This window comes from Zobellia nedashkovskayae, from assembly GCF_015330125.1.
Taxonomy (GTDB): Bacteria; Bacteroidota; Bacteroidia; order Flavobacteriales; family Flavobacteriaceae; genus Zobellia; species Zobellia nedashkovskayae.
On sequence record NZ_JADDXR010000002.1, the window covers coordinates 939,538 to 959,590 of the forward strand.

At 37.5% G+C, this 20,053-nt stretch carries 19 protein-coding genes; 7 read left to right on the plus strand and 12 right to left on the minus strand.

All coding sequences use genetic code 11. The features are described 5' to 3' along the window. Positions 1-82: 82 nt before the first annotated feature. Complete coding sequence (locus IWB64_RS04015; protein ID WP_194532785.1) at positions 83-3,247, minus strand: TonB-dependent receptor; 3,165 nt, start codon at positions 3,245-3,247, stop codon at positions 83-85. A 202-nt stretch (positions 3,248-3,449) separates the two neighbouring features. Between IWB64_RS04015 and IWB64_RS04020 the strand changes: the two genes are divergently transcribed. The 3 genes from IWB64_RS04020 to IWB64_RS04030 are packed head-to-tail and all read left to right on the plus strand — an operon-like array spanning position 3,450 to position 5,299. Continuing rightward, entirely contained in the window at positions 3,450-4,013 is a 564-nt protein-coding gene (locus IWB64_RS04020) for a DNA-3-methyladenine glycosylase I (protein ID WP_194532786.1), read from the plus strand. Positions 4,014-4,044: 31 nt separating this feature from the next. Then, a complete protein-coding gene (locus IWB64_RS04025) occupies positions 4,045-4,632 on the plus strand; it encodes a hypothetical protein (protein ID WP_194532787.1) in 588 nt (195 codons plus the stop codon). Beyond that, a complete protein-coding gene (locus IWB64_RS04030; RefSeq protein WP_194532788.1) occupies positions 4,613-5,299 on the plus strand; it encodes a DUF2490 domain-containing protein in 687 nt (228 codons plus the stop codon). Before IWB64_RS04025 ends, IWB64_RS04030 begins: the two co-directional genes overlap by 20 nt. Here IWB64_RS04030 and aat read toward each other — a convergent pair. The 4 genes from aat to IWB64_RS04050 form a co-directional block, all read right to left on the minus strand. After that, positions 5,273-5,947 (minus strand): leucyl/phenylalanyl-tRNA--protein transferase, encoded by a 675-nt coding sequence (gene aat / locus IWB64_RS04035; RefSeq protein ID WP_194532789.1) that lies wholly within the window; start codon positions 5,945-5,947, stop codon positions 5,273-5,275. The genes IWB64_RS04030 and aat overlap by 27 nt on opposite strands. Positions 5,948-6,043: 96 nt before the next feature. Further along, complete coding sequence (locus IWB64_RS04040; RefSeq protein ID WP_194532790.1) at positions 6,044-6,421, minus strand: DUF3127 domain-containing protein; 378 nt, start codon at positions 6,419-6,421, stop codon at positions 6,044-6,046. A gap of 101 nt (positions 6,422-6,522) precedes the next feature. Next, positions 6,523-7,191 carry a hypothetical protein gene (locus IWB64_RS04045; RefSeq protein WP_194532791.1) on the minus strand — a complete coding sequence of 223 codons (669 nt, stop codon included), beginning with the start codon at positions 7,189-7,191 and terminating at the stop codon, positions 6,523-6,525. A 90-nt stretch (positions 7,192-7,281) separates the two neighbouring features. Further along, on the minus strand, positions 7,282-8,166 hold the full coding sequence (locus tag IWB64_RS04050; RefSeq protein ID WP_394370083.1) for a flavin reductase family protein: 885 nt from the start codon (positions 8,164-8,166) through the stop codon (positions 7,282-7,284). A gap of 141 nt (positions 8,167-8,307) precedes the next feature. Here IWB64_RS04050 and IWB64_RS04055 point away from each other — a divergent pair, with 141 nt between their 5' ends. Beyond that, a complete protein-coding gene (locus IWB64_RS04055) occupies positions 8,308-9,456 on the plus strand; it encodes a sensor histidine kinase (protein ID WP_194532792.1) in 1,149 nt (382 codons plus the stop codon). 51 nt (positions 9,457-9,507) lie between these two features. Next, positions 9,508-9,849, plus strand: coding sequence for a hypothetical protein (locus IWB64_RS04060; protein ID WP_194532793.1), 342 nt, complete (start codon positions 9,508-9,510; stop codon positions 9,847-9,849). Positions 9,850-9,854: 5 nt separating this feature from the next. On the opposite strand, the gene IWB64_RS04065 is transcribed toward IWB64_RS04060, so the two are convergent. Together IWB64_RS04065 and greA are read right to left on the minus strand one after the other, a co-directional pair. Further along, complete coding sequence (locus tag IWB64_RS04065) at positions 9,855-10,244, minus strand: HIT family protein (RefSeq protein WP_194532794.1); 390 nt, start codon at positions 10,242-10,244, stop codon at positions 9,855-9,857. Between the two features lie 12 nt (positions 10,245-10,256). Next, a complete protein-coding gene (gene greA, locus IWB64_RS04070) occupies positions 10,257-10,733 on the minus strand; it encodes a transcription elongation factor GreA (RefSeq protein ID WP_194532795.1) in 477 nt (158 codons plus the stop codon). 145 nt (positions 10,734-10,878) lie between these two features. Between greA and IWB64_RS04075 the strand changes: the two genes are divergently transcribed. Beyond that, complete coding sequence (locus tag IWB64_RS04075; RefSeq protein ID WP_194532796.1) at positions 10,879-11,316, plus strand: Rieske (2Fe-2S) protein; 438 nt, start codon at positions 10,879-10,881, stop codon at positions 11,314-11,316. A 7-nt stretch (positions 11,317-11,323) separates the two neighbouring features. On the opposite strand, the gene IWB64_RS04080 is transcribed toward IWB64_RS04075, so the two are convergent. The 3 genes from IWB64_RS04080 to IWB64_RS04090 form a co-directional block, all read right to left on the minus strand. Next, a complete protein-coding gene (locus IWB64_RS04080; protein WP_194532797.1) occupies positions 11,324-11,983 on the minus strand; it encodes a hydrolase in 660 nt (219 codons plus the stop codon). Between the two features lie 59 nt (positions 11,984-12,042). Continuing rightward, positions 12,043-13,023, minus strand: coding sequence for a Gfo/Idh/MocA family protein (locus IWB64_RS04085; protein WP_194532798.1), 981 nt, complete (start codon positions 13,021-13,023; stop codon positions 12,043-12,045). Between the two features lie 111 nt (positions 13,024-13,134). Next, entirely contained in the window at positions 13,135-15,300 is a 2,166-nt protein-coding gene (locus IWB64_RS04090; RefSeq protein WP_194532799.1) for a TonB-dependent receptor, read from the minus strand. Positions 15,301-15,671: 371 nt separating this feature from the next. Between IWB64_RS04090 and IWB64_RS04095 the strand changes: the two genes are divergently transcribed. Continuing rightward, positions 15,672-18,167 (plus strand): hybrid sensor histidine kinase/response regulator, encoded by a 2,496-nt coding sequence (locus tag IWB64_RS04095; protein WP_194532800.1) that lies wholly within the window; start codon positions 15,672-15,674, stop codon positions 18,165-18,167. On the opposite strand, the gene IWB64_RS04100 is transcribed toward IWB64_RS04095, so the two are convergent. Both IWB64_RS04100 and IWB64_RS04105 read right to left on the minus strand, forming a co-directional pair. Then, a complete protein-coding gene (locus tag IWB64_RS04100; RefSeq protein WP_194532801.1) occupies positions 18,142-19,524 on the minus strand; it encodes a sigma-54-dependent transcriptional regulator in 1,383 nt (460 codons plus the stop codon). The two genes, IWB64_RS04095 and IWB64_RS04100, sit on opposite strands and share 26 nt — an antisense overlap. Positions 19,525-19,703: 179 nt before the next feature. Then, a complete protein-coding gene (locus IWB64_RS04105; protein ID WP_194532802.1) occupies positions 19,704-20,015 on the minus strand; it encodes a hypothetical protein in 312 nt (103 codons plus the stop codon). Positions 20,016-20,053: the final 38 nt, after the last annotated feature.

Sequence of the window (20,053 nt, forward strand, 5' to 3'; positions counted from 1 at the left end):
GTTTTTCATGTCTTAGATTATATTATAAAAACTAGAGGGTCCAAAGGATTTTTGAATCCCTCTAGATTGAGAAAAAAAATGATTAATTAAATGTATACCGTAGTCCAAGTTGCAATCTCCAAGGTGTACCGTTAATAGGTTCTGTACCTGCACCCGTTTGCACTGAGTAATCATATCCTTGAGTTGCTTGATCAAAGCCGTTGATTCTCATAAAGTCAATTCTACTCCCATAATTATTTGTACTGCCCCAGTCCTTGTTCAGCAAATTCGCAAAGTTGAAGATATCTACAGATAATTCTAGACCTTGTTTTTTGTTTTTGCTCTCAAATCTTTTTTGTAGTCGTAAATCAATATTGGCAGCAAAAGGGTTCCTACCACCATTACGCTCCGCAAAACCTCCGTAGCTATCTCTTAAATATTCTTTAAAATTTTCTGAGGTATCAGGGTCGTTCAATATTTGATTGTAACCATCAATTACAGACTGTGGGGTGCTTGGGTCGTTTGGGTCAAAAATGTAGGCAATATCATTTCTCAAAGTAAAATCACCGTTTGCACTTGTATTATCATCTACATGAAATGAATACCTTGTACCTCCTTGGCCAATTATTGTTGCCCCCAAAGTGAAACCTTTCCAAGTTGGAGTGGCCCCGTTCACTACCATTTTTGTATCAAAGTTATTATCTGAAAAACCATAGTTCAAATCTCGCGGGTCTCCTTCTACGGGAATAAATGTAGAAGTATTTGCAACACAGCAATTATATGACGAATTATCTTTAGAACGATTGAAAGTAATGCTGGCATTTAAATAACCATCTTGACCTATCTGCGCGGCACCTTCAATTACAAGGGCTACATTATCTAGAACCCCATCAGAAGAGAACACCAAAGTTCTACCTACTTGATCAGAAATTCTTGAATTGGTCCAATCCGTACCTCCATTTTCAGAAATGGTATTTGCAGGAACAAAAACCTCTCTACCCTGAGGAGTTACAAAATAAGGTTCCATAACCAAGTTGGCTTCTTGATAGATGTAGTTGTTACTGGTATGACTGTATAGCGCGTTAAAACCCAAACTGTATCTTTCACTAAAAAAATGGGTATAGCTCAAGTTTGCTTTATAGATTGTGGGAACCTGAAAATCTGACCCAACAGTATTGATAGTTGAAAAAGGAGTGACCCCAGCCGGCACACCCGGTACCGTATTGGGATCATTACGATATGACTGAAAGTCTGGTGTGGGCACATTTGCTCCCGTAACATCAATTGCTCCTAAAAGTGTCCCGCTATTTTGAATATTGTTCACTTGTGCGTAATAGTGCGGTTGAGAAGAGAATATACCTCCACCAAGTTTAAAAATATCGGAATTCTGCCCTTTCAAGTTATATGTTAGTTGAAATCTGGGCTGAATATTATTATAATCATCTAATTTTTCATCTGTACGGATACCCAATTCTTGAAAAACTACCGGGTTGAACTCAGCTTCGTCCAAAAACTTAGTCGCATCCCAACGAACACCCGCAACTAAATTTAGATTAGGTGTGATATCGGTTTCTACTTGGGCGAATAAAGAAAGATCTAATACAGTCTGCTTTACAATAGGAAGACCTTGTAGAGGTACTTCTCTAGCATATCTAGATGCGATTTGATTTTCAAAATCATCTAAAGAATCAAAGAAAAAACGCCCGTTTTGTTCATTAGAAAGTAAGGTCTCCAAATTGGTGATCATATTATCCGTACCAAAAGTAAAGTTGTAATTATCAGTGTTCACATATGTAGTATTTGTAAACTGAATTTGGTTCTCCTGATTAGTTTCAGGTGTAAAACGCTGACCTCCCAACTGAACACTTATCGTTCTATCATTTCCATTTGGTAATGCAGATGAAACCTGAACAATAGCACGCGGAATATTAGATTGAGGCAACTCAAGGTTGGGTGTAAAAGCCCTTTCTGCATGTTGATACTGAAACTTAAACTCATTGGTTACCTTAGAGCTGAACATAGAGCGTAATGATAGCATAATACTATTCTCTTGCGACTCAAAATCAGAATATGACTCGGCTACGTCAATACTAGAATTATCATTTACACTAAAAGGGTTTTCCCATTTGTTATAAAGGTTTCTAATTGTTAAACGATGCTTATCATTAATCTGCCAATCTAATCTTAAAAAGAAGTTATTAGCTTCGGTCTCCCTATCGAACTGACCTACTTGTTGTGAATCACTTAAACCATAAACTTCGCGACCAATGTTTAAAAACCGGTCTAAATTAGTTTCAGTAATACCCAGCCTGTTCTCATCATCATCGTTCTGGATTTCGGCTATACTTACCGGTTCACCCGCATCTTGTCTTTCAAAAACCGCGAAAAAGTGCAGCTTATCCTTTATAATAGGACCACCAATACTTAACCCATACTGAGAGTTATAAAAATCAGCATCACGTTCTTGCCCTTGTATGGTATATTTACTCTGTAATCCGTCTGCGCGATGGTAGAAAAAAGTACTTCCGCTAAATTCGTTAGTACCCGATTTGGTAACTGCCGAAATTGAGCCTCCACCCTGTCTACCTTCGGTAACGTTATAATCATTTGTTGATACTTCAAATTCACGAATCGCCTCTTGTGAAATCGTATAAGGCCCACGGCCTATTTCACCGGCGGTTAAGGTATTTCTAGCATTCAGCCCGTCTATAGTAACATTAGTAGAAGTTCTACGTTGTCCGCCTAAATTAATACTACCAGCCCCTTGTAAGGGAGACAAACTGGTTAATCCGGTAAAGTTTCTACCTTCCGTCGCCAGTTTTTTGATCTGGCCTGCGCCAATCTTCGTAGACGCACCCATTTGTTCAATTCTCTTATATAGGCTGTTTGACGAAACAATAACCTCATTTAATGCAGTAGAAGATTCTTGTAAGTCAAAATGCACCGTGAGAGCATCTCCCAAATTTAATGTAAAACCCTCTTGCTTAACATCTGCAAACCCCAGGTAACGGGCAGTTATTTCATAAGGCCCACCTAAAGGCAATTGTAAAATTCTAAAACTCCCGTTTTCATTAGTAATAGCCCCCGAAACAAATCCTGTGGCCTTATTTTTCAAAATGATTTCGGCTCCTAACAAGGGCTCTCCAATATCATCTTTAACCGTGCCGCTCACCGAAGCATTAGTTGCTTGACCAAACGACATGTGCATTGCTCCAAAAATCAGGAACATGGTCATTGTACCTAGATAATTTAAATAATTTGTTTTCATTTTTGTTCTGTGGTTTTTATAAAATTTAAAGGCGCAAAATTACCTTTAACCTAAACCTACCCATGTTAGTTTTTAACATCAGCTTTCTTCTTAACCTTAAGTTTGTGATTTAATAATATTGAGTAATTAATAGCCAATTGAATCGTCTGCATCCGTAACCTTTTGGTCATAAAGACGTATTTTTATAACTCAAAAATTCTACATGGAAAAACAAAGATGCGGTTGGTGCAAAGGCGATACCCTTTATGAAGCCTATCATGATGAAGAATGGGGCTCACCCGTAAAAGATGATGATTTACTTTTTGAGTTTTTGGTTTTAGAAACCTTTCAAGCAGGTTTAAGCTGGATTACCATTTTGAAAAAACGCGAAAATTTCAGAAAGGCGTTTGATAATTTCGACTATAAGAAAATAGTAACTTATGAAGAGGATAAAATTCAAAAATTGCTCCAGGATGCTGGAATTATCAGAAACAAATTAAAGGTTCGTGCAACAGTTTCCAATGCTTTAGCGTTTATAAAAGTGCAAGATGAGTTTGGAAGTTTTAGCAACTATGCTTGGGGATTTGTAAACGAAACACCCTTAAAGAATAGTGTTGAAGATTACAAAACTGCCCCTGCAAACACAGAACTTTCCGATACACTCAGTAAGGACCTAAAGAAAAGAGGTTTTAAGTTTGTGGGCAGTACCGTGGTCTATGCATTTATGCAGGCCGTGGGCATGGTTAATGACCATGAAATTTCTTGCTTTAGGTATAACGAAGTATAGTTGAAGCTAATTATTTTAGAAATTTAAGTGTATGAATTTAAAATCTGTTTCTTTTTTCATCTTATTTACTGTCTTTATTACAGGCACGGCTATTGCCCAAATAAAGGACGAGCGTGAACACCGTATCAGAAAATCTCAATTTCCAGAAAATGCACTTCTTTTCATACATCAGAAGCTTGTTAACGCCAAGCGCATACGCTTTTACAAGGAAATTGATGGTAACAAAATTAGTTACGAAGCAAAATTCAAAAAAGACCGCTTAAAGTACAGTATAGAGTTTAACCCAGAAGGAAAACTTGAAGACATTGAAATTGTGATTAAGTCACTAGACATACCTAACGATGCCTATGCCAAGATAACGACGTATTTAGAAAACAATTTTAAAAAATACAGGGTACGAAAAATTCAACAACAGTATCTTTCTGATGGTGTAGATGTAGATAAAACCTTAAAAAATGCTTTTCAAAATTTAATGCTACCTTCTATTAAATATGAGTTTATTATTGACGGAAAGAATGATAAAGGCTTTGAAGAATTTGAAATACTCTTTGATGCCGACGGCAAATTTGAACTGATCAAAAAGTCTTTACCTCCAAACTATGACCACGTACTTTACTAGAACGGCCCTCCTCATTTTTGGTCTTCTTTTGAGCAGTTTTGGTTTCTGCCAAGAAAATACAACAGGCTATTTTCAGCCAGATATTTCATTGAATTACAAGGTTAGCGCCAATTACTCACATAATTTTAAGATTGCCCAGCGTGCTTATATTTACGAAGATGATCTTCTTTATCGCGTAAAACAACTTGATATTTCGCATTTTTCGACAGTGAAAATCGGTTTTGAACAAAGTTTAGCGCTTGGTCTACAATACCGTTTTAGAGATACTTTTGATGATAACGGAGAAAATGAACTACGAATAACCGAACAATATAAACTTTCGCGAGTTTATGAAAACTTAACCATAGGAAACCGTTTTAGGGCAGAGCAGCGTATTAGTCTTTCATCAACCACTCATCGGTTTCGATATCGTTTATCTATTGAAGTCCCATTAAAAGGTGAAAAACTTGACATTGGAGAGCCCTATTTTTCAGCCTCTACAGAAAGTCTGTTAAGTATTGCCAAAAGTGAGAAACCGATATATGACCAGCGACTTACATCACACTTGGGGTGGTTACTGAACAGAGAAACCAAGTTAGAGGTTGGCGCAGAGTACCGTGCAGAAAATTACACCCAGACCACAGAACATATTTTCTTTTTACTAACCTCCCTTATTTTCAGCCTGTAATATTGTAATGAATTCACTACGTGGTATTTCTTCTGCACCTAGACTCTCAAGATGGTCCGTATGTATTTGGCAATCGATAAGTTTATAGTCCTTACCTTCCAACTCTTGCGCCAACTTAATGAAGGCGAATTTAGAAGAATTACTTACGGTACTGAACATACTTTCACCACAAAAAATGGTCCCAAGGTCAATACCGTAAAGTCCACCTACGAGTACGTCATTTTCCCAAACTTCATAAGATGTTGCAAACCCATTTTCATGCATTAGCAAATAGGCATTTTTCATTTTTTGGGTAATCCAAGTGCCATCTTGACCTTCTCTTTCTATACTGGAACAGGCATCAATTACCGCCTCAAAACAAGTATTTTTTGTTAATCGAAAACGACCATCGCGCATTACTTTACGCATGCTTTTTGATACTTTTATTTTATGCGGATATAGTACCATTCGTGGATTGGGGCTCCACCATAAAATTAGGGCATCATCATTAAACCACGGAAAGATTCCGCTTTTATAAGCCAACAGCAATCGTTCTACAGATAAATCTCCACCTGCAGCCAAAAGGCCTTCGTAATTTGCATTCTCTACAGAAGGAAACACTATTGCGTCAGATAAAATAATTAATGAATTCTCATGTTCGCGGTCCACTACTTTCTGTTTTTAAAATATTTCAAAAATAACAAAAGCCCCTTTAGGTATCCATACCTAAGGGGCTTTTCAAATTTTCATTAATCGATTATACGCTTAGAAAGGCAAATCGTCGTGATCTTCTTCGTTAAGATTATCAGCTGGCTGAAAAGCTTCTGCTGGTGGCACAGGAGGCATTCCTGCTGCACTCTGCTCAGTCTGCACACCTTCAATTCTCCAACCTTGGATAGAGTTAAAGTACTTCACCTCACCTTGTGGATTGGTCCATTCTCTACCTCTTAAGTTGATGCTTACTTTTACATCCTGACCAACTTTAAAATTGTTTAATAAGTCCGTTTTATCCTGTACGAACTCTACCATTATATGTTGCGGATACTGCTCATCTGTAGTTAATACAATCTCGCGCTTTCTGAACCCATTGTTACCAAATGTTTGGGTTTCTCCTACCATCTTTACTTTTCCTTGAACTTCCATGATTATGAATTATATGTGCACTAATTATTTATAGGGATAAAATTACTTTTTAAACTATAAATCACCTAGAAAAATAAGCAGAAGTTATTAAAGGTTATTAGCTATAGTTTATAAAAAAACTTCACTCCTAGAGTAGGGTTAGGCCTAAAATCGCTCTCCTCTTTTTCATATATAGTCGTAAATCCATGTCTGGGGCGCTCCGCGATTCCTTCGCGGGCATTCACCAAATTCCCGAACGTAACATCTTTAAATCGGAAACCAAGACCTCCATAAAAATTGAATCCAAAATGACGACCTAAATTTAAGAACAGCCCAAATTTTAGGTGCATCCCGTATTTTTGGCGATTAAAATCGGCCTTGTCATAAAGAAAATCCACTCCATCTTTTCGCTGGTACCCATCGTTCAACAATGTAATTGATTCATCTATGTAAAAAATTTCGGCAGAGATGTATTTAGGCGTTCTTGAACCCTTCCCTAATCTATAATATATTTCTGGCCGCACTTCAAAGAGTGTTCCATCTTCAGACTCTCTTTGTGAAAATAGACCTGTTCCACCCCCCACACCAAGGTCAAGACCAAGTTTCCAATGACCTTCTATGTGTTGAACATAGCCCACACGTAATCTGGGCGAATAAAAATCTAATAGAGAAAGCGGACTGAAAGTGAGGTACGAATCAGTATCAGGGCTCTTTTTTCCGTCATCCTCTTGTGCAATCATATGTTGCACGGAAAAAGAAAAAATAATAAGTACAAGCACATGAGTTCTCATAAGGTTTGTCGGTTTTTAGTTTATTCCAGTTTTAACCAGAACACTTCCCAACCGCATAAACCCTACTAAAATACTGGTTTTCCAGTAGTTCTACTCCGCCAATAATACCTTCCAAGCAGAAAGCACATCATTCTGTTGTAAAAGCTCTTTTGCTTTTAATTCTAACGGTTCCCTCTCACCTCCACTTATAATAGATCGTATTTCTATATGTGATGAAATAAATTCTTCTACAGCTTTATGGTCAGGAATTTCTTCCACATTACCTAACATACCCAAATCATTACCCGTCAAAACCTTGCTTAAACGTATATGCTCAGGTATCTGATCAATTCCAATACCCAAAGAAGACAAAGGTTTAGGCACTTCAAAAAGACCTAAATTGGCCCTGCTATACCAATTACCGCCCATACGAGCTACTTGATCTATCTTACGTTGATCAATAGCTCCATTTTCGTCTAGAACGTCTGGATCAACGTGAACTTTCACAACCTCGGCAAATATTAAATTGCCTGCTCCACCTTCACGGCCTAAGGCTTCAACCTTAGTTACTTTACATTCAAACTGTACCGGAGACTCTGCAACTCTAAAAGGTTTTACAATATCTGAACGCAACATCGTTAATCCAGATTTTTTAAATTCATTTACATCCTTTCCGTACTCGGTACTTGACAAGGACATTTGCTGTACCATCTTATAATTGACAATATTTATAACCACTTCCATGGTCAACAATACATTTTGTAATGTATGTTTTGTAGTATTATCTCGCACCCTACGTGCTGGAGAAAAAATTAAAATTGGAGGGTTAGCACTAAACACATTAAAAAAGCTAAAAGGCGATAAGTTGGGATTACCTTTTTCATCTACTGTGCTCGCAAATGCAATTGGTCTTGGACCTACAGCCCCTAAAAGATAACCATGTAATTGCGCGGTAGAAACCGCCTCTGGAAGTATTGAAATCATTTCTTTTGCCATAGTATAAAGGTAAGGAAATTGGGTGCATTAAAAACACCTCCACAAACGGGATGTGCTGCATTTTCCTCATATTTACGTTATCTTTGATTAGTTCTTCCTATAATGAATCGTAGGCTCGAACCGATTCTTAAAGTTATCCGGATGAATTTTAATCCTAAGAACAGGTCTTCCAATCTTACTTTACTCATTGCATCATTTGCTATTGTGAGTCTCATCTTATTGAACACTAATAGTTTTTTTAAAAAATTTAAGGAAGAAGAGCGCCTAAAAATGGAAATCTGGGCCACGGCGCAATCAGAATTTCAACAATCTTCGGAAGATGCAGATTTGGGAAACCTTCACCTTAAAGTTTTTCAGAACAACACCTCTACCCCAATGATCTTGGTGAATAAAGATGGATCTGTCAAAACCAATAATATAGACCCAGAAAAGAGTATTGATTCTGTTTATGTACAACGACAGATACTGAAGTTTCAAAGTGAGAACATTCCCATTTCCATTGATCAGCAAGGAGAACATTTAGCCACCCTATACTACGGAAATTCTGAGGTTCTGAATAAACTAAAGTATTACCCCATAGCCCTTTTGCTTATTATATTTCTATTCGCTGCGGTAATTTTCTTCTTCTTTAAAACCAACAAGGCCTCGGAGCAGAATAAAGTATGGGCCGGTATGGCCAAGGAAACCGCTCACCAAATTGGCACGCCTCTTTCTTCTTTGCTAGGGTGGAACGAACTTTTGAAAACGGAAAATATCAATCCAGAAATCACAAAAGAAATAGCGAAAGACATTACTAGGCTTGAAACTATTACCGAACGCTTTTCTAAAATTGGGTCGTTACCCAAATTAGACACCTATGATATTGTTAAAGAGACCAAAGATGCTTATGAATACCTTAAATTGCGAAGCTCTAAACTCATAGAATTCTCTTTCACTTCAGATGAGGAAGAAATTCCTGTGATGCTTAACCATACCCTTTTTAACTGGACCATAGAAAACCTTGTTAAAAATGGAATTGATGCAATGAAAGGCAAGGGAAGCATTCATATTAAAATCATTAATGAAGGCAAACAGGTTCACATTCAAGTTTCGGATACAGGTCATGGAATACCAAAAAGTAACTTCCAAGCCATTTTTAATCCGGGGGTAACAAGTAAAAAAAGAGGTTGGGGTTTAGGTCTTTCATTGGTCAAAAGAATCGTTGAAGAGTACCATAAGGGGAAAATAAAAGTACTTTCGTCGAATAAACAGGGTACAGTTATGCAACTTACTCTAAAGACACTAAGTTAGAAGGTTCAATTGAGAGGATAGTGTAATTTTATATTTTTGATACGCAGTAAAATGGCAAATGAAAAGTTAGTGATTATTAAAGAGGCAGACTTGACAAACAATTGTCCGGAGTGTTTTAGTCAAGATTTAAAGCTTTCATTTTATCAAAAGCACAAGCAAGGCAAACTTTTCAATTCCATCACCAATGAAGTTACTTACAAAATTGTCTGCAACAAATGCGGAACTGATATCTACCCCGTAAGTTGGACAGACGATATTGAGCGAAGCTTTAAATACTACCAAAAAATGGTGGTGCCAGATAGAAGTACGGTAACATTTACCTCCTTATTCTGGATACTTACCCTTTTATTAGTTGCTGTAGTGGCTGCAGGTGTTTATTTCTTGCTGCAATAAGATTATTAGAGTGCGGCTATAATCTTAGCAGCCGTCTCCTTAAATTCTTCTTCCGAAAGCGAAACCTTATGTTGAAAAGTTGCATCCTGCATATTGGTAAGCGGAATAAGATGTACATGAACATGAGGCACCTCTAAACCAATAACGGTCATGCCCACCCTTTTACACTCAATAGAAGTCTCTATAGCTTTCCCTATTTTCCGCGAAAAAGCCATAAGACCCATATATGAATCCTCATCTAGGTCCATAATCTTATCTACCTCTTTTTTAGGAATACACAAGGTGTGGCCTTTAGCATTTGGATTGATGTCTAAAAAAGCAAAATAATTGTCGTCTTCCGCTATTTTATAACAAGGAATTTCGCCGTTAATGATTTTTGTGAAGATAGAGGCCATAACTGATTTTTTTTAAGCTCTTGTAATCTCTAAGATATCAAATTTCAAAGTACCATTTGGTACCGTTATCTCTGCTGTTTCACCTACTTTTTTTCCAAGTAGACCTCTACCGATAGGAGAATTAACGGATATTTTTCCTGTCTTAATGTCGGCCTCACTTTCAGCGACCAACGTATACTTCATTTCCATGCCGTTATTCTGGTTCTTCAACTTTACGGTTGACAAAACCAAAACTTTAGATGTGTCTAATTGCGACTCATCTATAAGACGTGCATTAGATAGGGTTTCCTCCATCTTTGAGATTTTCATTTCCAACAGACCCTGTGCTTCTTTAGCAGCATCATACTCGGCATTTTCAGACAAATCGCCTTTATCCCTGGCTTCGCCTATTGCTTGAGAAGCTCTTGGACGCTCAACATCTTTAAGATAGTTAACCTCGTCCCTTAATTTTTGCAATCCTTCTTTTGTATAGTAAGATACGTTACTCATGTTAAACTCATTTAATAATCTTGTAAAATAGGAAAATCCTCTGCACAAGACGATATATAACCGACTATTTTTAGAGAGGATTTAACGCAAATATACATAAATTTTGATCACTTTTGTTGGACGTATTTTAAATGATAATCCCCGTATGAAGCATTTTTGGAGTATTCTTCTTGTCCTATTACTGTTATCGTGTAGTAATGATGGCGTAGTCCGCAATCCTTATATACAAGAACTTGGGTTTCGGTTTGATATGAATCTAAATTTACCTCTTTATAGTGGCCTAACCAATCTGGGAAACGTAGTATATATAGACAATTCCGGAATAGGCAATAGAGGAGTATATGTTATTAAATCTAGTTTTGACCAATTCCGAGCGTTTGAAGCAAGTTGTCCAAATCACGTACCCAATGAATGCTCTACTATGACCTTAAACGGGCAGAACGTTACTTGTTCTTGCGAAGACTATGAGTACAGCCTTTTTACCGGACAATTACTGAATCGGCCAGATGATGGAGAAAGATATTACGACATGCTAGAATACCGTGCTACACAAAGTGGCAACATAGTTTTGATCACGAATTAGACTAAGTCTATTCATTTCGATACCTGTCCATAATTACCTTAAATAATTCTCCCGTACTAGGCGGCGTGTAGGATATAGCATTTGCACCAGCTTCTATTGCTGCTAATATAGTTTCATCACTTTTGCCTCCTGTAGCAATTATTGCCACCTCATCATCAATATCCCGTATGCGTTTTATGATGTCTGCAGTTTTTCCTGCTCCTGAAACATTAAAAACATCAATACCAGCCTTTATCCGCCCCTTTATATCGTCTTTTTCCGAGACAATGGTAATGGTGACCGGAATGTCTATTTTATCCTTTAACTGTCTAATAAGGTCATTAGGCGCCGGTTTGTTCAGTACTACGCCCAACGCACCTTGAAAATCTGCATGAACTGCCAATTCAACCGATCGGTTACCTGTAGTAATTCCACCTCCTACTCCGCAGAAAATAGGCTTATCTGCTGCCAAGATCAATGCATTGGAAATAGTGGGCTGCGGTGTAAACGGATATACAGCAATAATGGCGTTGGCGTTTGTATTTCGAATAATGGCAACATCTGTACTAAAGAGAAAAGACTTCAGCAATTGTCCAAAAACACGAATACCCGAGCATTCGTCAATAATCTCGGGAACAGCAACGATATTCTTGCGCAGCTTGCTACCAAAAGCAGGTACTTTCTTCATATCGATTAATTGTATTAGTAGTGAATTTGTTCTTTAGAACGATTTGGCGATAACTTGAATTATAGGTTACCCAAAATACTATCCATTACCCAACTGGTATGTAATGCCGTTTTTCCGGTTGATGGATGAGTCTGTTTCCCAAATAAATCTTTCTTCAAGTTTTCTACATGGAATTTTTGAACATGTTCAGGGTGCTCAATGAAAAGCCTTTCTTCACCTTTATCATTTAACAATACAACATTGGCCTCTTCAAAAACTGCGAAACTAATTTTACCTTTGCTACCGTAAATCTCAACTAAGTCTTCTCTTTGGTGAGTGCCAAAATCCCATGTGCCGGAACCTGTAATTCCTTCTTCGTGAAGCCAATGTCCCGTAATGGCATCTTTAGCTGTATAAAGCCCTTGTTGATTAACAGCCGTACCAGAAGCATTTTTAAAATTGCCCAATAAATATGCGAAGAGATCTAGTCCGTGACTAGCCAAATCATCAAAATAACCTGCAGGAGCCACTTTAGCATCCGTACGCCAATTGTATTCCCCACTCAAATCTATATCGCTAGGTGGCTTACCCAAAAACCAACGAATATGGCGTACTTGTCCAATTTTATTAGCATCTAACCATTCCTTCACCTTTAAAAAACGAGGTAACGATCGGCGATAATAGGCAACAAATAGTGGTAAATTTTTCTTTGCAAAGGCTTGCTCGATCTCAAGACTATCAGCATAACTCGGAGCCATTGGCTTTTCTATACAACAAGGCTTACCCGCTGCGACAACTTTTAGTGCGTATAGCTTATGACTATCAGGAGGTGTAGCTATATAAACCGCGTCTACCTCATCATCATTTATAAGTGCATCGGCATCTGAATAGTACTTAGAAACACCATGTCTTTTAGCATAATCTGCCGCTTTCTCCGCATCACGGCGCATTACAGCCACTACTTCAAAACCATCTGTTTTTTGATAGGCAGGTCCGCTTTTAATTTCAGTTACATTACCGCAACCTAAAATACCCCAGCGGATTTTTTTTCTTTCTTCCATACTGTCGTCCCTTTGAATCCGTAGTAAAAATAACGGATTTAAAGACAGCTTCTGAGGACGGATGAAACTAATTCAACAAGTTTTTAACCCAATCAAATTCTAACAAAAAGATTAAAACCTAACGGTTGCTCCTAATAGAAAATTGGTTCCTGCTTGCGGATAATAGCCAGCTCCCTCAAAAGTTTGAACCGATCCAGAAGAATCATCATCATACGTATAGAAATAACCATTGGAAACTATATCCTCATCAAAAATGTTATTTACTAAACCAGATAAAGTGATGCTCTTAATTACGGACTTGAAATTAATGACATACTGTATATTTAAATCCGTTTGAGAGTAGGCATTCAACACAGAATTTTCTGAATCTATATTTCCCATATACTGCTCACCCACATATTTAGACAAAGCAGATATTTGAAAATTCTTAACTGGCGAAAAAGCCAAACGGTTACCTATGACAACATTAGGAGAATACGCAATATTGGTATTCCCTAAATCCTGAAGCACTCCATCTCTTTCAAAAAAGAACTCTAAGTTTTTATTAGAACTGACAGCAATGTTCGGTTGAATTTGCCATTTTTCACCTAGAAAGATATTAGCGTCCAACTCAATACCGGCACGGTAGCTATCCCCAACATTTGCTCTTAACGGAGCACCAACATCGTTAAGCCCCCCGGTTAGAACCAATTGGTCTCTATACCGCATATAATAGGCATTGGCATTCAACTGAAAGGCATTGGAAACATAACGCCAACCCAGTTCAAAATCATTCAATTTTTCAGGTTTTGGGCTACCGCTCTCATAATCATTTCTATTAGGCTCTCTATTGGCAACGGCATAACTGAAATAAAAGTTATTATTTGCGTTCAAGTCAAAAACAACACCTGCTTTAGGATTAAAAAAGTGAAACGTATCATCTACAAGTCCCGTTTCTTCTCCATTTGCCAAATAACCAACTCTTCTGTATTGCAAATCCCCAAAGAGACTCCACTTATCATTTAAGCCATAATTTGCCTTAGTGTAAAAATTAAAATCCGTTTTATTAGAATCGTCTTCGTAATACCTGTCACGAATCTCACTATCAGTAGCGTAGCGCGCCCAAATAATCTCACCAAAGTGATCACCTTGGTAGGAGTTCCAGCCTCCTCCTAAAATAACATCTAAACGGTCTTTGGTATAGTTTGCAGAAAAAACCGCCCCATAAAACTTGTTATCCAACCATCTGCGTCTAATTAAATCTGTGGTGTTTATTGAATCCCCGTTCACTATAATAGACTCAAAACCGTAATCGGCAAAATCCTCATCTTCTTTATACTGTTCAAAAAAGCCGCTTCCTTTTGTAAAATGAAGCGCTACATTAGAACTCCAATTGTCGGAAAGCTTTTGATTCCAAAGAAATTGTGCGTGGTTTTGTTTGTAGTCATCCACCTCATTGTCATAAAACCGGTCTACACCATTTTCATCCGTATAGGCCCCTGCAGAATTATAGGTTCTATCCTCCACTAAAGTTGTACCATCAATACCATTCCAAGATTGATAAGTAACTTCATGACCACCAAAGAGCAATGCTTTTAATTGTGTTTTATCATCTGTGTAGGCCGCTTGTAAAAAATAGGAATCCAAATTTGAAGAAGCTCTATCTACATAACCATCTGAAGTTATTCTAGACAATCTCCCTGAAATTTCAATATGGTCATTTAATAATCCTGTACTAAATTTGATATTATTACGAAGTGTTTTAAAACTACCTACAGAAGATGAAATTTGGGCAAAAGCTTCATCTGCAACAGCATCCGTCAATAAATTGAGACTAGCACCAAAAGCTCCGGAGCCATTGGTAGATGTACCCACACCACGCTGTAATTGCAAACTTTCCGTAGAGGAAGCAAAATCTGGCATATTCACCCAAAAGGTACCATGAGATTCAGAATCGTTATAAGGTATACCGTTAATAGTCACATTTACGCGGGTATTATCACTACCTCGCACACGAATACCAGTATAACCTACACCGGCACCGGCATCTGAAGTAGTTACTACCCCTGGTAAAAAGTTCATAAGAATTGGAATATCCTGACCTAAATTACGAGAGGCAAATTCTTCTTTTTTTAGATTTGAAAAAGTTACGGGAGTTGCATTATTGACCCTAATAGCCGAAACAAAAACCTCATCTAGGTTTATTTTTTTTCCGGTAACGGAATCAATTTCCTTTTCTTGAGCGGATATCTGACTGGTAATCCCTAAACTGACCAAAAACATTACAAAGTACTTCATTCGTATACGTTAGCTACGAATAAAAGGGGCATTATTCTTATTTTTAAATTGAATTTTGTCCGATTGCGGACAGGCATAAAAATTCCAAGAAGTGAAAAATCACTATCCCTTGGCAGCATTACCCGCCCAGGTTCATTGGGTATAATCTCAGCTTATCTTGAATTTAGTTTAAACATTACTCCGCCTAACCACAATTACAAGAGTTCGCACCCCTTTGAGATTTGGCAAATATAGGTCTAGCCTTTTACATTTCATAACTAATTCAATCAAAAGACCCACTACAGGCGGTCTTTGAGATATATGAGTCAAACAATTAACGGTTATTTATAAACCCTATCAGCTTTATATACGTATTTTTAGAAACACTTTTTGTGCAACACAAGAACATGGTAAACGCTTCTAATAAATCGAAAAACAAGTTCACCTTAAAAATTGTCACTAGCTACCTTATTTTGGCACTATTGGCAACAAGTGTCGGCTATTTTGTCTATACAGAAATACAGACCTATATTTCTACTGAGGCCTCTGATGTAAACGATGAAAAGCTGCTACGCACAAGCTCATTGATGACTAATCTTTATGAGGCAGAAAGTCTATCAAAATTGGCATTGCAAAGCAACGAGAAAGTGAATTTTGATGGGTACGCCCTCAAAATTGATTCTATTCAGGTAGAAATAGATACTTTGAAGCAGCTTATGTTAGGTGAAGAGCAGAAAAGCTTATTGGATAGCCTCCAAATATTATTGGGTCAAAAAGTTAACAACAACAATGAATTGCGCAGCCTGAAGGTCAAAAACAATTCAGCACATTCATTAGACCAAGCTCTTAAAGAATTTGAAAAAATAGAAGAATCTTTCGGAAAATTTTCCGCTGAAAACCTATTCACCAATTTTGACCAATTATCCCCTAAAGTACAGAAGTCACTAAGAGAATATGCCGTTTTAATTAGTAAAAACGTTCCCGAATCAGACAATAGTATTAAAAATTCTGCTTATGTAGATTCTATATTGAACGTTTCAAAATCTATCCTGAGAAAAGCAAAATTAGCCGATTACAGATCGCAACGTTCATTGGCACAAAAAGAAATTGAGGTAAACCGTAATGACTTAGAACTGTCTCGTCAACTTCAAAATATCATTGCTGCGTTTGAAAAAGAAATTATATCTAGCAGCTACAATACCAGCATTGTTAAAAGGGAGACGTTAAAAAGAACAACCCGAATTGCAGGAATAGCCGCACTACTCGGCTTTTTAATCGTTGGGATATTTTCTTTCTTGATTACAAAAGATTACTGGAAAGTGCAGACCTACCGAGTGCGATTGGAGAAAGAAAAGAAATTTTCAGAATCAATTTTAAAAAGTCGTGAGCAACTCATTTCAACCGTAAGCCATGACCTGCGTACGCCTCTTAATACCATTAGTGGTTATTCGGAACTGTTGGAAAGTACAGAGTTATCCAAGAAACAAAGCGGGTATATTAAGAACGTAAAATCTGCTTCGGAATACGTGGGTAATCTGGTGAATGACCTATTGGACTTTTCCAAACTGGAGGCCGGCAAACTCAAAATTGAAAAAGTCCCATTTATCCCAGCGCATCTTATTCAGGAAACTGCCGAGAATCTTCAGGCTATTCATGCTAATAAGGGATTAAAACTAATTCTGGAAATAGCGCCACAACTGCAACAAACGGTCTTGGGCGACCCTTTTAGAATTAGGCAGATAATCACTAACCTCATGGGCAACGCCTTTAAGTTTACGGAGAATGGTTCAATAAAAATTACGGCAACTACCGAAAAAGGAAAAGATAAAGCTATAATTGCGCGGATTCAAGTAGCGGATACAGGTATTGGTATTGCCAAGGATAAACAGCACCTGATATTCAGAGAATTTACACAGGCCGAAAAAACTACCGAAAAGAAATTCGGCGGACATGGATTGGGTCTCACCATATCCAAAAAATTAGCAGAACTCCTTAAGGGCAAGCTGACTCTTGAAAGTAAACTAGGGGCCGGAAGTACATTTACTTTGCAATTACCACTAGAAATTACCGATGCCGTTGAAAAGCCAGGTAAGGAAATGCCTTATATGGCGCCAAAACTACGTATGCTAATTATAGACGACGATACTGCGCTATTGCATATGTTACGTGAACTTGCGGAAAGCATGGGTATTACAGCACATACTTTTACCAATTTCCTTTCCATTGAGAAAGACTCTCACCTTGCATATGACATTGTTCTAACGGATATTCAAATGCCACAGGTAACCGGCTTTGAAGTGCTGAAAAAGTTGCAATCTGGTGCGTACAAACATTACTCGAACCAACCAATAGTAGCCATGACGGGTAGAAGAGATTTAGGTCCAGAGGCCTATATAGGAGTTGGTTTTTCTCAAGTTTTGCAAAAACCTTTTACAAAAGGCGAACTCATAGCTACTTTAAAATTACTAGGTATAGCTACCCAAAAACAAGAGCCGCAAGAAGAAAAAGTAGAAATTCCAGAACAAGAGCCAAAACTGTATAATCTAGACATTATACATTCCTTTTTAGGAAGGAACGAAGATGCCATTCAAGATGTATTGGGTACTTTTTTAAGCGATACGGAAACCAACATGAAACTTCTTGAAGAAACGGTTACCGCAAAAGATTACCAACAAGTTAACCATGTAGCACACCGTATGCTACCCATGTTCAGGCAGTTAAAAGTTGAAAATTGTGTGACTATACTAGAAAGAATGGAACTGGGCACACCCGAAAATCTTGACCAAGATATTCTGGCAAGTTCCTTTGTTGTCCTGAAACACAGTGTTAAAGAACTGGTAGCAGAACTAGAAGAACGCTTGGCTATAAATCCAGATTATAATGGTTGATTTTATTATAAAGGGTCTTTCTAGTTACCTGAAGTAATTTTGCCGCTTTGGATTTATTGAAATTGGTCTTTTTTAAAGCTTTTATTATGCGGTCTTTTTCAAATTCAGATTTTGAAAAATTCTCTACGGTAGCTTCCCTTTCTTTAGGCTGAAGTACCTCGCGAGGTAAAGCATCCATTAGAACCTCATCACCACTAGTCAATAGAACAGCACGCTTAATAACATTCTGTAATTCACGAAGGTTACCAGGCCAATGGTACTGTTGAAAAGCCTCCCAAACTTCTGGTGAAAAACCGTCTACGTTTTTATCTAAACTGGTATTCGCCTTATTCAAAAAATTCTCTGCAAATAACATTAAATCTTCAAATCGCTCTTCCAGAGAAGGTATTTGAATAGAAAACTCATTCAACCTATGAAAAAGATCTTCCCTAAAAGTACCTTTTTCAACGGCTTCGGTCAAATCTTCATTGGTAGCAGTGATGATACGTAAATCAACATCAATCTCTTTGGTACTACCTACACGCTTTATTTTTCTTTCTTGAAGTGCACGAAGCAATTGTATTTGATTCTCGTAAGACAGATTACCCACCTCATCCAAAAACAAAGTTCCTTTATTAGCGGCTTCAAAATTTCCTATTTTATCTTCCACAGCACCCGTAAAACTCCCTTTTATATGTCCAAAAAACTCACTTGTAGCCAATTCTTTAGGTATCGCACCACAGTCTACGGCTATAAAATTGAAGTCTTTTCTTTTGCTGTTATCATGAATAGCCTTAGCCGTCACTTCTTTACCGGTACCACTTTCACCAGTTATCAAAACCGACATATTTGTTGGGGCTACCAGTTTTATATAATCTTCTAGTTTCTTAGAAGCATCACTAACTCCTTTAACTATAGACTTCGGGTTTACTTTTTCAGCAACTGGATTTGCACTTTTTTGATTTGAACTTTCCTTTGACTCCTGTGCTACAGAAGTAGCAACTTGGGTTGAATTAGCCTCTACCTTTAAGGCATTATCTAAAATCATTACAATTTCATCTGGAGTAAAAGGCTTTGAAATATAGTCGAATGCACCTTTTTTCATGGCATTTACAGCCGTACCCACTTCTGCATAGCCCGTCATAACGACCACTTGGGTTTTTGGACTTACCTCTTTTATGTCGGATAACAATTGTATTCCGTCATAATCGGGCAAACGCAAGTCGGTCAATATCAGATCAAAATTGGTTTTTCCAAATTTTGATTTGGCATCTGGGGCGGTGAAGCTGGTCTCTACTTCGTAACCGTGTTTTGTCAAAAACTTTTGGAGCATCTGACAAAATGCGGCATCATCTTCAATGATTAAAAGGTTTGGCATAAAAGCATTCTAATGTTCTGTATCTATCTACGTAAAAATAGCACAACAAAGCTCTTTCTTTTCTAATTTTATCATAAAAGATACTTTTAGAAAAATGTCAAAACGCAAAAAAGGAACCGTTATATCACGGTTCCTTTCTTAAAATTGGTTCGGAATTTCTTCCTACAATTTAACTCTTCTTACTGCTCAATAGCGTTTCCTTCTTCGTCAACGATAAGCGCACCTGAAGTACCATCTTCTAAAGAAACTTCCAATTTGTACTGGTTAGCTTCATTTTTATGTGCTGCGTTAATAGTAGCACCTGGGTAGTTAGTTTCAACCATAGTAGTTACTGCTTCTGGAACTTCTTCCAATGCAACCTCAGCAAAAGTATCTTGCTCTTGTGCTACAGCTTCAGTAGCCGTTTCAACAGCTTCAGTAGCTTGCTCTTCTTGAGCGAATGCAGTTAAACTTCCTAATGCGAATACAGACGTGATAAATAATTTTTTCATAATGTTCTATTTTTATATGTATATAATTAATGGTAATA